The following is a 15,861-nucleotide window of genomic DNA, read 5'->3' as shown; positions in this document are numbered from 1 at the left end:
TTGAAAAGTCCTTTCATCAGTAGCAAAACATTCAAGAGCTTCCATTATCCCCCTTAACAAGGGGGCGCTTTCTTAAAGCTGAAGTAAAGCACTTATAGTGACGTTGCCACTGTTCCCAAATTTCTTCAGTAAGTTGTATTTCTTCAATTGTTAAAGGTTTATTTGATTTTCCAGATGCAAAAATTTCAGCCACACAAGTTGCTTTTTCAGGTGCGATGCCATGTTTAACTAATTCCATATGGAATAGTTCTTTTTTGTAATTAAAGTCTAACATTTTATATTGTCTAATACTCTAGGTTTTATCTTTTAATTGAATTTTTTCTAATTTCTTAGTAATTCACTACTTACTTAAGGTAGAGAAACATTACAAAAGTTTATCTTTCTTACTTTAGATAGAATTCTTGAGAAGAAAGAGTATTTTTACTGAAAATGATAATGTTAATAATAAATATAACTTATAGAAAAGATACAACCCTACTAACAACTAACGATAGGCAAGATTTCTGTCCTATACTACTAATGATAACAGGAGTCTTGCCTGTCCTACACGACTAACCACTAACCGCTAACTACCAACACAGATTTCCCACCTTCGTTGCGCGATTCTGTTAAAGCAGAAAGAATTTGTACTAATTGCGTACCAACCCAACCAGATGAAGTTTCTGAGGGAAGATTATTGAGAATAGAATGAATAAAACTATTGCACACCTGCTTCAATGGTTCTGCTTTTTCTATTTCCAGAACTTCTTGTCTTTGATTTTTAGGAATAAATTTGTTTTCTTGGCGTTCAAATTGTCCATGTAGCAAAGTTAAAGGTGATGTGGGTGACATTTCATCAAAAATTAGACTACCAAGACTGCCCACAATCGCTAAGCGTCTTTGTTTGTCGGGATTTAGCCAGCATAAATGAATATAAACCTGAAAGTTGTTTGGGTATGTCAGCGTCACCCATACTAAATCGGATAGACCTGGTTGTAGCCAAACTTTACCCGTAGCCTCAACTTTTACGGGGACTTGATTTAGCCATGCGTTAAAGATGGCAATATCGTGAATGGCTAAGTCCCACAATGCATCTACATCTGGACGGACTGGCCCTAAATGAGTACGGGTAGCATAACCATAACGTAAATCGCCTAACTGTCCTGCTTGAACTACAGCTTTTCCTTTTTCAACAGCAGGATGGAATAAGTAGGTATGGTCAACCATCAACTGTCGGTTCTGTTGTTCTGCAAGTTGACAAAGTTCTCGACATTCATCAGGGTTAAGAGTTAGAGGTTTTTCTGCTAAAACGTGATAACCCCAACGCAAAGCATCAGAAATTAGGGAATAATGAGTACTTGCAGGTGTTGCGATCGCAACGGCTTCTAAACCTTCAACTTGTTGTATTGCTTGCCATTCAGTGGTTATTAGTATTGTGTCATCCAAATGATATTGCTGTTTTACCTCTGTCAACCTTTCAAGGCTTGGGTCTACCACTGCTTTGACTTCAGCTTGCGGATGTTCGAGAAAATTCCGTAACAAATGTACTCCCCAGCGTCCAACGCCGATTACAGCAATTTTAATCATTTAGTTAGTTGTTAGTTGTTAGTTGGGGCGCAAGGCATTGCGTCCGTATTTTGTTAGTAAAATTATGAGTTATTTCATCAATGTTCAGCTCTTAAAAGTCAACTGTCAAGAATTTTCTTACTAAAGTTTTCACGACGAGGTCTCGTTTTCCCCACTAACAACTAACAACTAACAACTAACCACCAACGAATTAAGATGATTCTTCAGTATTAAGTGAGAGAAAAGCAACTTTGGCAGCTGCTTGTTCTGCTGCTTTTATTGAACGCCCTTTGCCTTCTCCCAGCTTTTGTCCGTGCAGCCAGACTTCTGCAAGGAAACGTTCTTGAATGTGTTGTGGCTGGTTTTTTTCTACAACTCGATATTCTGGTAGTACTTTATACTGAGCTTGCGTCCATTCTTGTAGAGCAGCCTTATAATTTAGCCTCGCGGGATCGAGACGAATTTCTGTAGTCAGTTGTTTAAAATGAGGGTCTAGCCAAGGACGGATCAGTTCAAGACTTTGAGTACTCAGGTAAAGTGCTCCTAAAACTGCTTCAAAAGCATCTGCAAGTCGAGATTCTTGACCAATTTTGTCAGATGTAGCACTGCCTGCAACCAGTAAGTATAACTCCAAACCATATTCTCTTGCGAGTTGAGCAAGAATGCGATCGCTCACTAATACCGAACGAATGGCTGCAAAATCCCCAACCGAACAATCTGGGTAACTTTCCCATAAGACAACTGCTGCCACCAAACGGACGACAGCATCGCCAACAAACTCAAGTTGTTCGTAGTTAGCTGACTCAGAGACAGTGGGATGAGTCAATGCTAAATCCAGCAATTGCCACTTTATAGGAGCTGCTATTGACAGACCTAATTTTCTCACTAAACTTTCAAGTTGCCTTTGACGGCGTGGATAAGCAAGACTCATTGGCACTGGTCAGGTGGTCATTGGTCAGGTGGTCACTGGTCAGGTGGTCACTGGTCACTGATTAAAAAAGGAGAGAGTCGGACATAAGCCGGGTTCTGTTCTCTGATGTAAAAATCTTTTGCTTGACAAAACATTCTTACATTTCAAGGGCAGTTATCTATCTGGGACGCCTGTTACCAGACGCCTCTAGCGGCTCTCTTTTACGGAACTGGTAAAAGACCAACCGTAGTTCCTTTACCTTGCTCCCAACCGGGGTTTACCGAGCCACGACCTCTCAGTCGTGCTGGTGCGCTCTTACCGCACCTTTGCACCCTTACCTCCTGAATTCTGAATTCTGAATTCTGAATTCTGAAAACTTTTCATCATTCATCATTCATCATTCAGAATTTAGAAGGCGGTATCTTTCTGTGGCACTATCCTCACGATCGCTCGCACTGGGCGTTACCCAGCAAGTCTGGTCTTTCGGGAGCCCGGACTTTCCTCAAGCTAGCTTTCTTCAAGCTAACCTGCAACCGCCTGCGCCTACTCTCTCCTTATAACCAGTGTAATCTTGGATGACTGAGAAAGTATGAGCGTTCGACAACATAAGGATGAAATTCTGAATTTTTTGACTTTGCTACAAGCTCTCTTGAAGTCGGTCTCATTTTTATCTTCTCTTATTCCAAGGGAGAGCATAAGTCCAAGGAAGCTTTCTAACTGTAAAAGGACAGTTGACAATACATACGGGAGGAAAATCCCTACCTGGAGCAAGACCGACATATTTACTTGCTAGTCTTAGCACTAAGTTCAGTGAAAAGTCAAAGTTACGTTTTCTGTCCATGAACTTGCGGAATTCTTTTTTTTGCGCTCTGATAGGGCTTGATTCCCATTTAAGGACATTAGCTATCGATGCCTGGTCTCGTGCTTTATAAATTCTCGTTTCCATATCGAGTTCGAAGACACTTTCTGATGAGATTTTCTCCTTTAAAGTTGTTTTAGGAACAATTGCACTCGTCACTTGAGGAACAGCTAAGTCACGGATGATCGCTGGTTTGTCTACTGGGGTTTCTCGCATCACTCGCCTTGAAACTCCATCAAATTCCAGAAAAGTACAGTTGTCCCAGTCTACGTATATTATGATATCCTCAGATTTATTTTCAATATTAATAGATAAGTCTTTTGGATCTTTTATTGAGTACATTGGTCTGAGCGAGAAAGACACTCCTATTGCATCTTGAATTTCTTGCTCTTTCAGTTGTTCTTCCACCTTAGATTTGTTAAATTCCAGCTTTATTTGGTCATCAATAGAATCAACCATTTGGTTAAAAGTATAAGTGATGCCAATGACGTAAAGTGTTAAAACTAGTAAATTTGAATCACCTTCTCTCATAATTTTTTATATAACCTCATATACTTCTGAAAGAATGTTAAACTCACTTGTTGCGATCGCTATTAACTTTTGAAAAGTTCTGGAACCAGCCTTTCTGCCAGAAAATAACAATCATACTAATGGCGATCGCTCCCATAACACCCAAACAAATAAAGTAGCCCCAGTACCAATTGAGTTCGGGCATATTGTACGGAGATTTTTCTGTATTAAAGTTCATACCATAAATTCCGGCAATAAAGGTGAGTGGAATAAAAATTGATGACATTACCGTCAAAAACTTCATCACCTCATTCATCCTGTTACTTACTGCCGAAAGATAAACATCCATTAACCCGGATGTCAGTTCCCGGTAAGTCTCAATCGTATCGATGACTTGTATCGTATGGTCGTAACAATCGCGCAAGTAGATTCGCACTTCATCCCGGATCAGTTCATTGCCATCGCGAATCAACGAATTAATCGCATCTCGTTGCGGCCACATATAACGGCGTAGCTGCAATAATTCTCGTCTGACTTCATAAATTTTTTGTAGGGTTTGTTGAGAGGGATTCAGGATAACTTCGTCTTCTAAGTCTTCAATTTGCTCGCCAAAACGTTCTAAAACTGGAAAAAACCCATCAACAATTGCATCTAACACGCTATAAGCCAGATAATCTGCTCTACGCTTCCGAATAATTCCTTTATTGTTGCAAATTCTCGTTCTTACACTATCCAAACAGTCATATTTTGGTTCTTCTTGTACTGTCAGTAGGTAATTTTCCCCCAACACCAGACTGACTTGCTCGCTATGAAAGCCTTGTTCTGCTTTTTTTGGCACGACCATTCGGCAAATAATCACCAATTGAGCTTCATATTCCTCTATTTTTGGACGCTCTGCCACATTAACGATATCTTCCAACACCAGAGGATGCAAAGCAAAAACATTGCCTAGCCGTCGCAAAATACCTTCATCTCCAAGACCTTGTACTTCCACCCAGGAGATAGATTGTGTATCTAAGTAGAAAGCACACTCTTCTGGAGTTGCTATTTCCTTGCGAACAACATTGATAGCGTTATAGTCAATTAACGATATTTCTGGCGGTGGAGAATCTGGAGAAATATAAAGAAATCCAGGTATCGTTCCCGGTTGATGAGTGTATCTGTCTACAGACGATTGCCTATCCTCTTGAGAAGAGGGGCGATTCTTTTTTGCTGTTGTACGCCGTTGGCGAACTTTTCCTGCCATTTTAGGAGATTGACGAACTTTTTTTGCCATTTTAGAAGATCGGCGCACTTTCTTTGGCATGAATGTTTTTAACTCGTCACTAGTATGAAAATAGGGCAATGGGCATGGGGCATTGGAAAAGAATTATTTTCATGCCCTTGTTGTATGCTCCTGCCCGTGTGTATCTGTCTAGTATGTAAAAACAGGTTGCTGCGATCGCACAACTAGCTTTAGGAATATTTATATAAATTAATGAATACTTACAAATCATGAATTCTATTACGAACACTTCATCTATTCGTCGTACTTTGCAATATGTAGAATGGACTCTTTTAGGTGTCTATCTAGTTCTTCTAATAGCAAATCGACGAGAAAATAGCTATTTATCACTACCAATACCAACATTTACTTCATTTGGTTCTCTGACTGCATTGACTCTCTTAAGTTTTTTCTTTCCAATGAATCGTCCCATTTGGCAAAGACAATTTTATATATTTTTAGAGATATTATCGGTCATGATTCCCAGAGCAGTTGATGTAAACTTTGAAATATTACTCTACCTTATAATAGCCAAAAGTTGCTTCTTACTAAAACGTAAATTTATTGTTATAATTGTCATCTTGTCAGGAATTATTTGGAACTCACTTCTACTATGGAGCTTACCTCAAAAACTAGAGTTTAAACGTTCTCATATTGCTCAACAAATAACTGAATTATATGATACTAAATTTAATATTACTAGAGCAATTATTAATGACACAGGTAGCTACTTAGCAGCAAGTACTTTTGTATTATTAGTGTCTTTTGTAGTTATTGCAGAGCAAAAAAGCAGACAAAAAGCAGAGATTTTAACCAAACAAGTAGAAACATTAGCAGCAACTTTGGAAAGAACGCGCATTGCTCGTGAAATTCATGATTCTTTGGGACATTCCCTGACAACTTTAGATGTACAACTAGAATTAGCCCAAAAACTTTACCAACGCGATCCCATTCAATCAGCAAAATCTTTGGATATTGCCAAAGAATTAGCCAATCAGTGTTTAACTGAAGTAAGACGGTCTGTACAAACAATGCGGCAGTCTAACTTTAATCTGAATGAAGCTTTGATTATTTTAGTAGAAAATGTTAGTAGAAATCAATCATTTGCTATCCATTTAGATGTGAAACTTCCACAACTACCCGTTCAAACTAGCCACCAACTCTACTGTATCGTTCAAGAAGGTCTTACCAACATTCAAAAACACGCCTCGGCAAGTTTTGTCAATCTTAAAGGTTATCAAACATCAAGTGAGATTATTATAGAACTGACCGACAATGGAAAAGGATTTAAGGTCAGCGCACCACATACTGGATTTGGGTTGAGGGGAATGAGAGAGCGAGTTCACATTTTGGGCGGAGACATTAAAATAAACAGCACTCTTAATTCCGGAACTCAGATTCACGTAGTGATTCCAATTTAAGGGGATTGGCGACTGGCGAACCCGAAGGGCGACTAGGTATTAGTTGTCAAAATCTCTCCATTGCCTAATCCCTAATCCCCAATCCCTAATCCCTAATCCCCAATCCCCAAAATGATTCGAGTGTTGCTTGTAGACGATCGACCACTTTTTCGCCAAGGATTAGCGTCTTTACTGTCGCTAGAAGAGGATTTGGAAATTATTGGACAAGCGAGTCACGGCCATGAAGCGATCGCTCTTAGTGAAACTTTACAACCAGATGTGATTCTGATGGATGTAAGAATGCCCATTTGTGATGGTGTGGTTGCAACTCGTGAAATTCACCAGCGCTGTCCTTGGATAAGAATTCTTATGCTGACAACTTTTGATGAAGATGAATATATTTGGGAATCATTACAAGCAGGCGCACTGGGTTATCTTCTGAAAAGTACCCCTTCAGCCCAATTAGCTGCCGCAATTCGCACTCTTCATCAAGGGCATTGTCAATTAGGTCCTACAATTGCCTCGAAAGTCCTTACCCAGTTACGTTCCCCAACTGTTGGCAAGCAAAATACAGTACAGTGTCATTTAAGCGAGCGCGAGTTAGAAGTTTTGACTTTAATTGCTCGAGGCAAAAGCAATCGGGAAATTGCTAAAACACTATTTCTTACTGAAGGGACGGTGAAGAATTACGTGACACAAATTCTAGCACGGTTGGGTTTGAGGGATCGCACCCAAGCAGCTTTGTGGGCGAAGGAAAATTTAACAATTTAGATTTCGGGCTACTCACTTGCTCCTAATGTTAGTACTTCCAATACTTACCACAATTAGCTGTGTGTGGCAAAATTGTGATTAGAGCTATATGTTTGTCCAACCGCTCGCATGACTATTAATATACCAATTGACGCTGCCCTCATCCAAGAAGCCCTAGATGTTGGTGGAAATCAACAGACAGAACTTGATGTTGTAGAAGCTGCATTACGAGAGTACATACAACGTTACAAGCAACTAAAAATACTTGAGTTGTTTGGGACTGCTGACTAACAAATAAAATAAGGTGGGCAATGCCCACCCTACGGTATGGAGTACAAGGGACTACATCATGCCCATGCCACCCATACCGCCCATACCACCCATGCCGCCCATGCCGCCCATGTCAGGCGCACCAGCTGGTGGTTTCTTCTCAGGTTTTTCAACAACGAGGGCTTCGGTTGTTAAAACCATTCCTGCAATAGAAGCAGCATTTTGCAACGCCGAACGAACTACTTTTGCAGGGTCGATAATTCCTGCTGCAATTAAGTCTTCAAATTTCCCGGTAGCTGCGTTGTAGCCAATGTTGAAATCGGTTTCTCGGACTCTTTCAACAACGACAGAACCTTCTACACCTGCATTGTCTGCAATTTGGCGTAAGGGTGCTTCGAGCGATCGCGCTACAATATCAGCCGCAATGTTTTCTTCATTGTTGAGGCTTGCTTTAAACTCTGCTACTTTCTTAGAAAGATGAATGAGGGTTGTTCCACCACCGGGAACTATACCTTCTTCTACAGCTGCTTTGGTAGCGTTGAGAGCGTCTTCGATTCTGAGTTTGCGATCTTTGAGTTCGGTTTCTGTTGCCGCACCTACCTTAATAACCGCAACACCACCAGCTAGTTTGGCAATGCGCTCTTGCAATTTTTCTTTATCGTATTCTGAATCGGTTTCTTCGAGTTGTTTGCGAATTTGACCGATTCTCTTTTCTACGTCAGCCTTGGTGCTATCACCCGCAGCAACGATGGTTGTGTTTTCTTTATCAATTGTGATTTTACGAGCAGTTCCTAGCATTTCCAAAGAAGCGGTGTCTAGGGTTAAACCGATTTCTTCAGAAATTAACTGTCCGTTGGTGAGAATAGCAATATCTTGTAACATGGCTTTGCGGCGATCGCCAAACCCAGGGGCTTTGATAGCGCAAACAGTCAAGACTCCCCGTGCTTTGTTAACCACCAAAGTTGCCAAAGCTTCTCCTTCTACATCTTCAGCAAGCACCAACAAAGGTTGACCCAAACGAGCTACTTTTTCCAACACAGGAATTAAATCCTGAATTGTGCTGATTTTTTTATCAGTAATTAGGATGCGGGCGTTTTCAAATTCCACCGTCATCCGCTCGTTGTTGGTAATAAAGTAGGGAGAGATGTAACCTCTGTCTATCTGCATCCCTTCAACCACTTCTAGTTCGGTTGTTAAGGACTTAGATTCTTCTACAGTGATGACACCATCTTTGGTGACTTTTTCCATTGCCTCAGCTAGCATATTACCGACTTCATCGTCGTTTCCAGACGAAACAGAAGCCACTTGTGCGATCGCAGATCCTTCCACTGGTTTTGCGACTTTGGCAATTTCTTGTACCAAAATCTCAACAGTTTTGTCAATTCCCCGCTTTAAAGCAATAGGATTACTACCTGCTGCAACGTTCCTCAAACCTTCCCTAACCATCGCCTGTGCCAGTACGGTTGCGGTGGTAGTTCCATCCCCTGCGACATCTTTGGTCTTCGATGCGACTTCTTGGACAAGTCTTGCACCAGTGTTTTCTAGGGGATCTTCTAGTTCAATTTCCTTAGCAACGGTGATACCATCATTGACAATCTGAGGTGCGCCGAACTTCTTCTCTAACAGAACGTTACGGCCCTTGGGTCCCAAAGTAATTTTCACGGCATCAGCCAGAGCGTTGATACCTTTTTCTAACGCCCGTCGAGAGTCCTCATTGAATGAAACAATTTTCGCCATGTTTAGTTCTCTAGCACGTCCTGTTTTACAATTTAGCACTCAGAAGACAAGAGTGCTAATTTTTCCGGCAAAGACTGCGGATACTTTGGAAAAAATTGATTAATATGTAGGTGCTTATCAGTGACCACCTGACCAGTGACCACCTGACCAGTGACCAGTGACCACCTGACCAGTGACCACCTGACCATTTTCCTCTACCCCTTAATTCAATAACACAATGACAAATGACAAATGACCAATGACTAATGACCAATAATAAGCAGGCAAACTTGATGGCAAAACATGAATATACACAACGCCCTTCGTTCCCTAGGTATTGCTGACCCCAATGGTTCCGGTTGGTTGGCAGTAGTTTTTACATTTCTCTTAGCGTATGCAGTCACTTGGCGCATGATTCCGTCAGTCCGTAAGTTTGCCTTAAAGGTTGGATGGGCTGACCAACCAAATGCACGACGGATTAACCGCGAACCTCTGCCTAATGCAGGCGGGTTAGCTATTTATGCGGGAGTCATTGCGGCGGTGGTGCTTGCAAGTCTCTTACGACCCATTGAACTTGAAAGAGTCCTGGCTCAGGTACTTACTATTTTACTAGGTGGTTCGATTTTAGTACTGGTAGGTTTTATCGACGACCAGTTCGGTTTACCTCCTCTTTTTCGTTTATTAATTCAAATACTGACAGCTCTGTTATTGGTTGCTAATCGAATCACTCTGAATGTTTCCTTTGGCACTCCCTTCGACTATATATTATCGATATTCTTAACAGTTCTGTGGGTGGTAGGAATCACTAATGCTATTAACTTAATGGATGGGATGGATGGTTTGGCAGGAGGAGTTAGTTTTATCTCTGCCATGAGTTTACTAGCTGTTTCAGCCCAAGTTCCCAACCGTGCCGCCGCAACATTAGTTTTGGCTGCATTGGGAGGAGCTGCACTAGGTTTCCTGCGTCATAATTTCCACCCCTCACGTATTATCATGGGTGATGCCGGAGCGTACTTTTTCGGGTACGTACTGGCTGCCACTGGTATTTTGGGGAATTTACAAGCCCCTACAGCTGTCTCTTTGGTAGCTCCAGTTTTATTTCTACTCCTGCCCGTGCTAGACACGACTCAAGTGTTTATCCGGCGTTTATTGGCAGGTAAAAATCCTCTTAGTACTCCTGGTAAAGACCACTTACATCACCGCTTACTCGCATGGGGTTTATCTCAACGTCATGCAGCACTGACTCTTTGGTCAATTGCTTTAATTTGCAATTTGTTGGCAATGAGATTGCAAAATATGAGTTTAGTACAGATGTTTGCAACTACTGTTGGCATCATCTCTCTCTTGGGCTTCGTTGTTTTGCAAAAAATACGAACAGCATGAATTATGAATTATGAATTATGAATTATGAATTAAATATTCATCATTCAGCATTCATAATTCATAATTTTTTGTTACATTACCATTCCACCATCGACATTCATAACTTGTCCGGTAATATACGCTGCGGCTGGATCGGAGGCTAGGAAGCGCACCATCCCAGCGACTTCTTCTGGTTGACCGTAACGACTTAGGGGAATAAATTTAAGAATTTCTTCTGATTTTAAATCGTTTGTCATGTCTGTGGAAATAAAGCCCGGAGCAACTGCGTTAACAGTGATACCGCGAGAGGCGAATTCCTTAGCAATTGTTTTGGTAAAGCCAATAACTCCTGCTTTTGCTGCACTGTAATTGGCTTGTCCGGGATTGCCGATTTGTCCGGCAACGGAGGTGATGTTGATGATGCGCCCAGAACGTTGCTTGAGCATAATTTTACTAACGGCACGAGTACAAAGAAAAACTCCGGTAAGGTTAAGGTCGATGACGGCTTGCCAATCTTCTGGCTTCATGCGAAGAAGTAAAGTGTCGCGAGTTATTCCTGCATTGTTGACTAAAATGTCTACTCGGCTGAACTTTTCCACGACTGTGTTGACTAAGGCTTCTACTTGGTCGGCTTTGCTTACGTCTGCTTGTAATGCGATCGCCCTTGGCGCAAGCCGTACCCGGCTTATCGCATTTCCTCCAGCATCAGTAATTGTCTTGACAACTTCCTCAGCCGCATTGCTCGAACTAGCATAGTTGACGACTACATTTGCGCCGAGTTGCGCTAATTGGAGAGCGATCGCACGTCCAATTCCGCGTGAAGCACCAGTTACAATCGCGACTTGTCCGCGTAAAGAAAGCAAATTTTCTGGCAGTAAGTCCATTAAGCGTTCCCCTTCATTATTCTCGCGCTATACATAATAGGACCATCTGAGTACAACAATAAAAACAATCATTGAGACTGAGCGGATAGCTGCTAGCAGAGATTACCATTGAAAAATCAAACTATAAAAATTGGTGGGTATTACATGACTACCAAAAAGCAATTCAACAGCTTTGAAGAGATGCTGTCTGGTTCTGATGTTCCTGTCTTAGTGGATTTTTACGCTGATTGGTGCGGTCCTTGTCATATGATGAGTCCGATTCTAGAGCAAGTCAATGCTCAACTCCAAGGGCGGATAAGAGTTGTAAAAATTGATACTGAAAAGTATCCTCAATTAGCATCTCAGTATCGGATTGAAGCTTTGCCAACACTAGTGGTGTTTAAACAAGGTCAACCAGTGGATCGAATTGAAGGTGTCGTACAAGCACCACAATTGATACAACATTTAAATGCATTGATTTAAAGCCCTAGCGATTGAAATCGCGGCTATACATACAAAGTCCGCCTACGCGGACTAAATCATCAGAGGTTTGATTTAAGCGTACTGAGGGATTTCCAAAAAATAAATCATCCATCTTGTAGGATGGGGAAATCATCCATCTTGTAGGATGGGCGTCCTTGCCCGTCCTATGTTAGTGGCGCTCTAGAAGCCATTGGTGTCAACTTAAGCTAAAACCCTCGTCCCATCTCGTTTCCTGGTTCTACCAGGAAATGCATTTGCAATGCGGCTCTACCGCTTTGAACCGCAGGCGGAGCCTCCAGGTAGGCATTCCTAGTATAATTTAGTCCGCACAGGCGGACTTTGTTTGTATAGCCGTGATTTCCAATCGCTGGGCTAAAAGGGGTTAGAAAAGCGAATTTGGTATGATTTGCCAAAAAAAACAGCCGCTTCTTCTGGAAGCAGCTGTTTTATTAAAGCTGGGTTCAAACCCACTTAGGAAAAATCTTAGTAATCGAAGTCGCCACCGCCCATACCAGCGCCAGCGCCAGCAGGAGCATTATCTTTAGGCTCTGGCTTATCCACTACGATACATTCGGTGGTCAACACCATACCAGCAATAGATGCAGCGTTTTGCAGTGCAGAACGAGTCACTTTAGCTGGGTCAACAATACCTGCATCTAACAAGTTGACAAACTCGTTTCTAGCAGCATCGTAACCGATATTGAAATCTTTCTCTTTCACGCGCTCAGCAATAACAGCACCATTCTGACCAGAGTTTTCAGCAATACGCTTCAGAGGAGCAGTCAAAGCACGAGAAACGATTAACGCACCAGTCAACTCTTCACCACTAAGGTTACCATTTGCCCATTCTTCAAGTTGAGGAGCGAGGTGAGCGAGTGTTGTACCACCGCCAGGAACGATACCTTCTTCAACAGCAGCTTTGGTCGCGTTGATAGCGTCTTCCAAGCGCAGCTTCTTGTCCTTCATTTCGGTTTCGGTAGCAGCGCCTACTTTCACAACAGCAACACCACCTGCTAACTTAGCTAAACGCTCTTGCAGTTTTTCTTTGTCGTAGGAAGATTCGGTTTCTTCAATTTGACGGCGAATCTGATCGATACGAGCTTTAACCGCAGCTTCGTTACCTTCAGCAACAATGGTGGAGTTGTCTTTAGTGATGGTGATGCGGCGTGCTTTACCTAAAGCATCTAGTTTGGTGTTGTCTAACTTCAAACCAGCATCTTCAGTGATGACTTGACCGCCTGTGAGGATGGCGATATCTTCCAGCATAGCTTTGCGGCGATCGCCAAATCCAGGTGCTTTCACTGCTGCTACGTTGAGTACACCACGTAGGCGGTTAACAACTAAGGTTGCTAGAGCTTCTTTCTCAATGTCTTCAGCGATGATGATCAAAGGACGACCCGCACGCGCAACTTGTTCTAGAACGGGTACGAGGTCTTGTACTAAAGCAATTTTCTTGTCGGTTAACAAGATGAAAGGCTCATCGAACACTGCTTCCATCCGTTCGGGATCGGTTGCAAAGTAAGGAGAGATGTAGCCTTTGTCAAAGCGCATCCCTTCGGTAATTTCCAATTCCGTGGTCATGGATTTTCCTTCTTCCAAGGAAATCACGCCTTCTTTACCAACTTTATCCATTGCTTCAGCAATCATCTGACCGACTTCTTCGTCGTTACCAGCAGAGATTGAACCGACTTGAGCAATAGCCTTGGAATCTTCTACGGGACGAGCATGTTCTTTGATTCTGTCTACTAGGAAGCTAGTTGCTTTATCAATACCACGCTTGAGCAGAATGGCGTTTGCACCTGCAGCAACGTTACGCAAGCCTTCTTTAACAATTGCGTGAGCCAGAACGGTCGCAGTGGTAGTACCGTCACCTGCAGCGTCGTTGGTTTTGGATGCTGCTTGGCGAATTAGAGACACACCAGTGTTTTCTACGTGGTCTTCTAATTCAATTTCTTTAGCAATGGTCACACCGTCATTGATGATTTGTGGTGCGCCAAATTTCTTTTCTAACACTACGTTGCGACCTTTGGGACCGAGGGTAACAGCTACCGCTTCAGCCAAAATGTCCATGCCTCTTTCTAATGCACGACGAGCGTTTTCGTTGTATATAATGCGCTTTGCCATATTAGTCCTTTGTCATTTGTCCTTTGTCATTTGTAGGAGTGTCATTTGTAGGAGTGTCATTTGTAGGAGTGTCATTAGTCCGTTGTCATTTGTGTTGTACTAATGACCAATGACTAATGACCAATGACCAATGACTATGAAACAATTGCTAGAATGTCTTTCTCAGCGAGCAGTACATACTCATCTGTACCCAGCTTGATGTCAGTACCAGCGTATTTGGAGTAAAGCACTTTGTCTCCTACTTTTACGTCCAATGCTTGACGGCTACCGTCATCTTTGAGTTTGCCATCACCAACTGCAACAACTTCGCCTACTTGGGGCTTTTCTTTTGCAGTGTCGGGCAAATACAGACCACCTGCGGTCTTTTCTTCTGATGCGCTGACTTTGATGAATACGCGCTCGCCTAAAGGTTTTACTGTAGAAACGCTAAGAGATACTGCTGCCATACCGTTTTCTCAACTTTTTAGCACTCTTGACTCCTGAGTGCTAATCTACCTAAAGGAGGTACAAGATGGCAACATTTTTTGTTGTACGGGTTTCCGAACTTTGCTTTTTCACACTTTATGTAAGTACAAATACTCAATTATTGAGAACCTTCAGGTTTTTTTCGGTAAAGAGCGAATAATGAAGTACGAGGGCAGAAGTACGAAGGCAGCTATGCTAAGGAAATTCCTAAGTGTAAATAGGTAAATTAGAAAAATTTGCTACATAATGATTTTCCTGTTTACTTAAAAAAAGTGTTGTCTGCCTTATAAGTCAATGGCATAAAGGATTATATATTGTAAACAAAGTTACAATATCCCCTTCTACCCTCTGCCATCTGCCATCTGTCTTCAGTAATTCTGTAGAAACATTAAGACTGTCAAAAAACACAGCGATACATTTTAAGATTGGCGATCGGACAGTCACTAAATGCTGTTACAGAGCAAAAACCAAGCTTCTTGCAAGTTTTTTGGTTTAGACTGATAATAGAGGATTACTCGGATAAGCTGTGGTATAACACAGCGAATCCTGACGTAATTATGCGGAATATACAAGAAAGCAAAATACAGTAAAAGAATATGCTTTTTTGATCTATACTTTGCCCGATACTTCTCTAAATAGTTATGGTGAACTAAATCGTAAGAGCTCAATATCCTTATGGATTATGACAAAGTAGTACATCTATGAAAGTGCGGTTGCTTATTTTTTGGGAGCATCTTGGGAGTAACACTTATTTGGTTATTCTCAATAATTATTATTTTAATGGTGTTTTTTAGCCCGCACTATTCAAAGCGATATATAATAACGCATTATGATTACTACTGCTCTCAGTATCCTCACGCTTACTTTGACTTTAGTACAGTAGTTCGTCAAAAGTCATTTTCCACTTTTGAGACTTCAACTAAACAAAGGCAAGCTAAGTAGGAAAAAGTACAACACCAATCTATTACACCGGAGAGGATTATTATTCAAGACCTTGATGGATCGAGTGCGACAAGTGCCACTGCTATGAAAGAACCCAGCATGAAAGATCACAAACGACTTCTATTAATTGATGATGACCCCAACCTCATTTTGCTGGTGAAGGATTATTTGGAATTCCGGGGTTATGAAGTTAACACTGCCGAAAATGGTCGCGAAGCACTGGAAATTTTGGAGCAGGATATTCCAGACATGATCATTTGCGACGTAATGATGCCGGAAATGGACGGGTACACTTTTGTAGAACAAGTCCGGCAAAACGAACGCACCAGTTGGATTCCCGTTCTCTTCCTTTCAGCTAAGGGACAAAGCGCAGTCCGAGTAAAAGGTCTGAATAAAGG

15 protein-coding genes and 1 other RNA gene are annotated in these 15,861 nt (G+C 41.8%); 6 read left to right on the top strand and 10 right to left on the bottom strand.

The annotated features are described in order from the left end of the window. Window positions 1-31: 31 nt before the first annotated feature. The 6 genes from ACKTT2_RS11055 to corA form a co-directional block, all read right to left on the bottom strand. Window positions 32-274, bottom strand: coding sequence for a hypothetical protein (locus ACKTT2_RS11055; RefSeq protein ID WP_407886642.1), 243 nt, complete (start codon window positions 272-274; stop codon window positions 32-34). Between the two features lie 284 nt (window positions 275-558). Next, window positions 559-1,566, bottom strand: coding sequence for a Gfo/Idh/MocA family protein (locus tag ACKTT2_RS11050; protein WP_407886639.1), 1,008 nt, complete (start codon window positions 1,564-1,566; stop codon window positions 559-561). A 190-nt stretch (window positions 1,567-1,756) separates the two neighbouring features. Then, on the bottom strand, window positions 1,757-2,476 hold the full coding sequence (gene rnc, locus ACKTT2_RS11045) for a ribonuclease III (protein WP_407886637.1): 720 nt from the start codon (window positions 2,474-2,476) through the stop codon (window positions 1,757-1,759). 69 nt (window positions 2,477-2,545) lie between these two features. Next, window positions 2,546-3,005, bottom strand: an RNA gene (rnpB, locus tag ACKTT2_RS11040) — RNase P RNA component class A. A 117-nt stretch (window positions 3,006-3,122) separates the two neighbouring features. Further along, window positions 3,123-3,845 carry a hypothetical protein gene (locus ACKTT2_RS11035; RefSeq protein ID WP_407886635.1) on the bottom strand — a complete coding sequence of 241 codons (723 nt, stop codon included), beginning with the start codon at window positions 3,843-3,845 and terminating at the stop codon, window positions 3,123-3,125. A 43-nt stretch (window positions 3,846-3,888) separates the two neighbouring features. Beyond that, window positions 3,889-5,100, bottom strand: a complete 1,212-nt coding sequence (corA, locus tag ACKTT2_RS11030) for a magnesium/cobalt transporter CorA (RefSeq protein ID WP_407886700.1) — start codon at window positions 5,098-5,100, stop codon at window positions 3,889-3,891. A gap of 218 nt (window positions 5,101-5,318) precedes the next feature. On the opposite strand from corA, the gene ACKTT2_RS11025 reads away from it, so the two are divergent. The 3 genes from ACKTT2_RS11025 (at window position 5,319) to ACKTT2_RS11015 (ending at window position 7,529) form a co-directional block, all read left to right on the top strand. Then, window positions 5,319-6,509 (top strand): sensor histidine kinase, encoded by a 1,191-nt coding sequence (locus ACKTT2_RS11025; RefSeq protein ID WP_407886633.1) that lies wholly within the window; start codon window positions 5,319-5,321, stop codon window positions 6,507-6,509. 111 nt (window positions 6,510-6,620) lie between these two features. After that, window positions 6,621-7,259, top strand: a complete 639-nt coding sequence (locus tag ACKTT2_RS11020; protein WP_407886631.1) for a response regulator — start codon at window positions 6,621-6,623, stop codon at window positions 7,257-7,259. A gap of 108 nt (window positions 7,260-7,367) precedes the next feature. Next, a complete protein-coding gene (locus tag ACKTT2_RS11015; protein WP_407886629.1) occupies window positions 7,368-7,529 on the top strand; it encodes a type II toxin-antitoxin system VapB family antitoxin in 162 nt (53 codons plus the stop codon). Window positions 7,530-7,580: 51 nt separating this feature from the next. On the opposite strand, the gene groL (ACKTT2_RS11010) is transcribed toward ACKTT2_RS11015, so the two are convergent. Further along, a complete protein-coding gene (groL, locus tag ACKTT2_RS11010) occupies window positions 7,581-9,245 on the bottom strand; it encodes a chaperonin GroEL (protein WP_407886627.1) in 1,665 nt (554 codons plus the stop codon). A 282-nt stretch (window positions 9,246-9,527) separates the two neighbouring features. Between groL (ACKTT2_RS11010) and ACKTT2_RS11005 the strand changes: the two genes are divergently transcribed. Beyond that, window positions 9,528-10,607, top strand: coding sequence for an MraY family glycosyltransferase (locus ACKTT2_RS11005; RefSeq protein ID WP_407886625.1), 1,080 nt, complete (start codon window positions 9,528-9,530; stop codon window positions 10,605-10,607). Between the two features lie 71 nt (window positions 10,608-10,678). Here the strand turns inward: ACKTT2_RS11005 and fabG are convergent, their stop codons facing one another. Further along, window positions 10,679-11,470 carry a 3-oxoacyl-[acyl-carrier-protein] reductase gene (fabG, locus tag ACKTT2_RS11000; RefSeq protein WP_407886623.1) on the bottom strand — a complete coding sequence of 264 codons (792 nt, stop codon included), beginning with the start codon at window positions 11,468-11,470 and terminating at the stop codon, window positions 10,679-10,681. A 144-nt stretch (window positions 11,471-11,614) separates the two neighbouring features. On the opposite strand from fabG, the gene trxA reads away from it, so the two are divergent. Then, window positions 11,615-11,932, top strand: a complete 318-nt coding sequence (gene trxA / locus ACKTT2_RS10995) for a thioredoxin (RefSeq protein ID WP_407886697.1) — start codon at window positions 11,615-11,617, stop codon at window positions 11,930-11,932. A gap of 483 nt (window positions 11,933-12,415) precedes the next feature. On the opposite strand, the gene groL (ACKTT2_RS10990) is transcribed toward trxA, so the two are convergent. Both groL (ACKTT2_RS10990) and groES read right to left on the bottom strand, forming a co-directional pair. After that, entirely contained in the window at window positions 12,416-14,056 is a 1,641-nt protein-coding gene (gene groL, locus ACKTT2_RS10990) for a chaperonin GroEL (RefSeq protein WP_407886621.1), read from the bottom strand. 134 nt (window positions 14,057-14,190) lie between these two features. After that, window positions 14,191-14,502: a co-chaperone GroES gene (groES, locus tag ACKTT2_RS10985; RefSeq protein WP_407886619.1), complete on the bottom strand. Its 312-nt coding sequence runs from the start codon at window positions 14,500-14,502 to the stop codon at window positions 14,191-14,193. Window positions 14,503-15,547: 1,045 nt separating this feature from the next. On the opposite strand from groES, the gene ACKTT2_RS10980 reads away from it, so the two are divergent. Further along, window positions 15,548-15,861 (top strand): response regulator (locus ACKTT2_RS10980; protein ID WP_407886617.1); only part of this gene is annotated, 314 nt, incomplete at its 3' end.

This window comes from Scytonema hankhaensis NUACC26, assembly GCF_045865695.1.
Classification (GTDB): Bacteria; Cyanobacteriota; Cyanobacteriia; order Cyanobacteriales; family Nostocaceae; genus Scytonema.
The sequence above is the reverse complement of the archived record's forward strand: the minus strand, read 5'-3'. Positions and strand labels throughout refer to the sequence as shown.

Excerpts from the sequence above, each read along its gene's own strand:
- ACKTT2_RS11020 (WP_407886631.1), top strand. The coding sequence starts at position 6,621 with ATGATTCGAGTGTTGCTTGTAGACGATCGACCACTTTTTCGCCAAGGA.
- groL (WP_407886621.1), bottom strand. The coding sequence starts at position 14,056 with ATGGCAAAGCGCATTATATACAACGAAAACGCTCGTCGTGCATTAGAA.
- ACKTT2_RS11055 (WP_407886642.1), bottom strand. The coding sequence starts at position 274 with ATGTTAGACTTTAATTACAAAAAAGAACTATTCCATATGGAATTAGTT.
- ACKTT2_RS11050 (WP_407886639.1), bottom strand. The coding sequence starts at position 1,566 with ATGATTAAAATTGCTGTAATCGGCGTTGGACGCTGGGGAGTACATTTG.
- groL (WP_407886627.1), bottom strand. The coding sequence starts at position 9,245 with ATGGCGAAAATTGTTTCATTCAATGAGGACTCTCGACGGGCGTTAGAA.
- ACKTT2_RS11035 (WP_407886635.1), bottom strand. The coding sequence starts at position 3,845 with ATGAGAGAAGGTGATTCAAATTTACTAGTTTTAACACTTTACGTCATT.
- ACKTT2_RS11015 (WP_407886629.1), top strand. The coding sequence starts at position 7,368 with ATGACTATTAATATACCAATTGACGCTGCCCTCATCCAAGAAGCCCTA.
- fabG (WP_407886623.1), bottom strand. The coding sequence starts at position 11,470 with ATGGACTTACTGCCAGAAAATTTGCTTTCTTTACGCGGACAAGTCGCG.
- groES (WP_407886619.1), bottom strand. The coding sequence starts at position 14,502 with ATGGCAGCAGTATCTCTTAGCGTTTCTACAGTAAAACCTTTAGGCGAG.
- trxA (WP_407886697.1), top strand. The coding sequence starts at position 11,615 with ATGACTACCAAAAAGCAATTCAACAGCTTTGAAGAGATGCTGTCTGGT.
- rnc (WP_407886637.1), bottom strand. The coding sequence starts at position 2,476 with ATGAGTCTTGCTTATCCACGCCGTCAAAGGCAACTTGAAAGTTTAGTG.
- corA (WP_407886700.1), bottom strand. The coding sequence starts at position 5,100 with ATGGCAAAAAAAGTTCGTCAATCTCCTAAAATGGCAGGAAAAGTTCGC.
- ACKTT2_RS11005 (WP_407886625.1), top strand. The coding sequence starts at position 9,528 with ATGAATATACACAACGCCCTTCGTTCCCTAGGTATTGCTGACCCCAAT.
- ACKTT2_RS11025 (WP_407886633.1), top strand. The coding sequence starts at position 5,319 with ATGAATTCTATTACGAACACTTCATCTATTCGTCGTACTTTGCAATAT.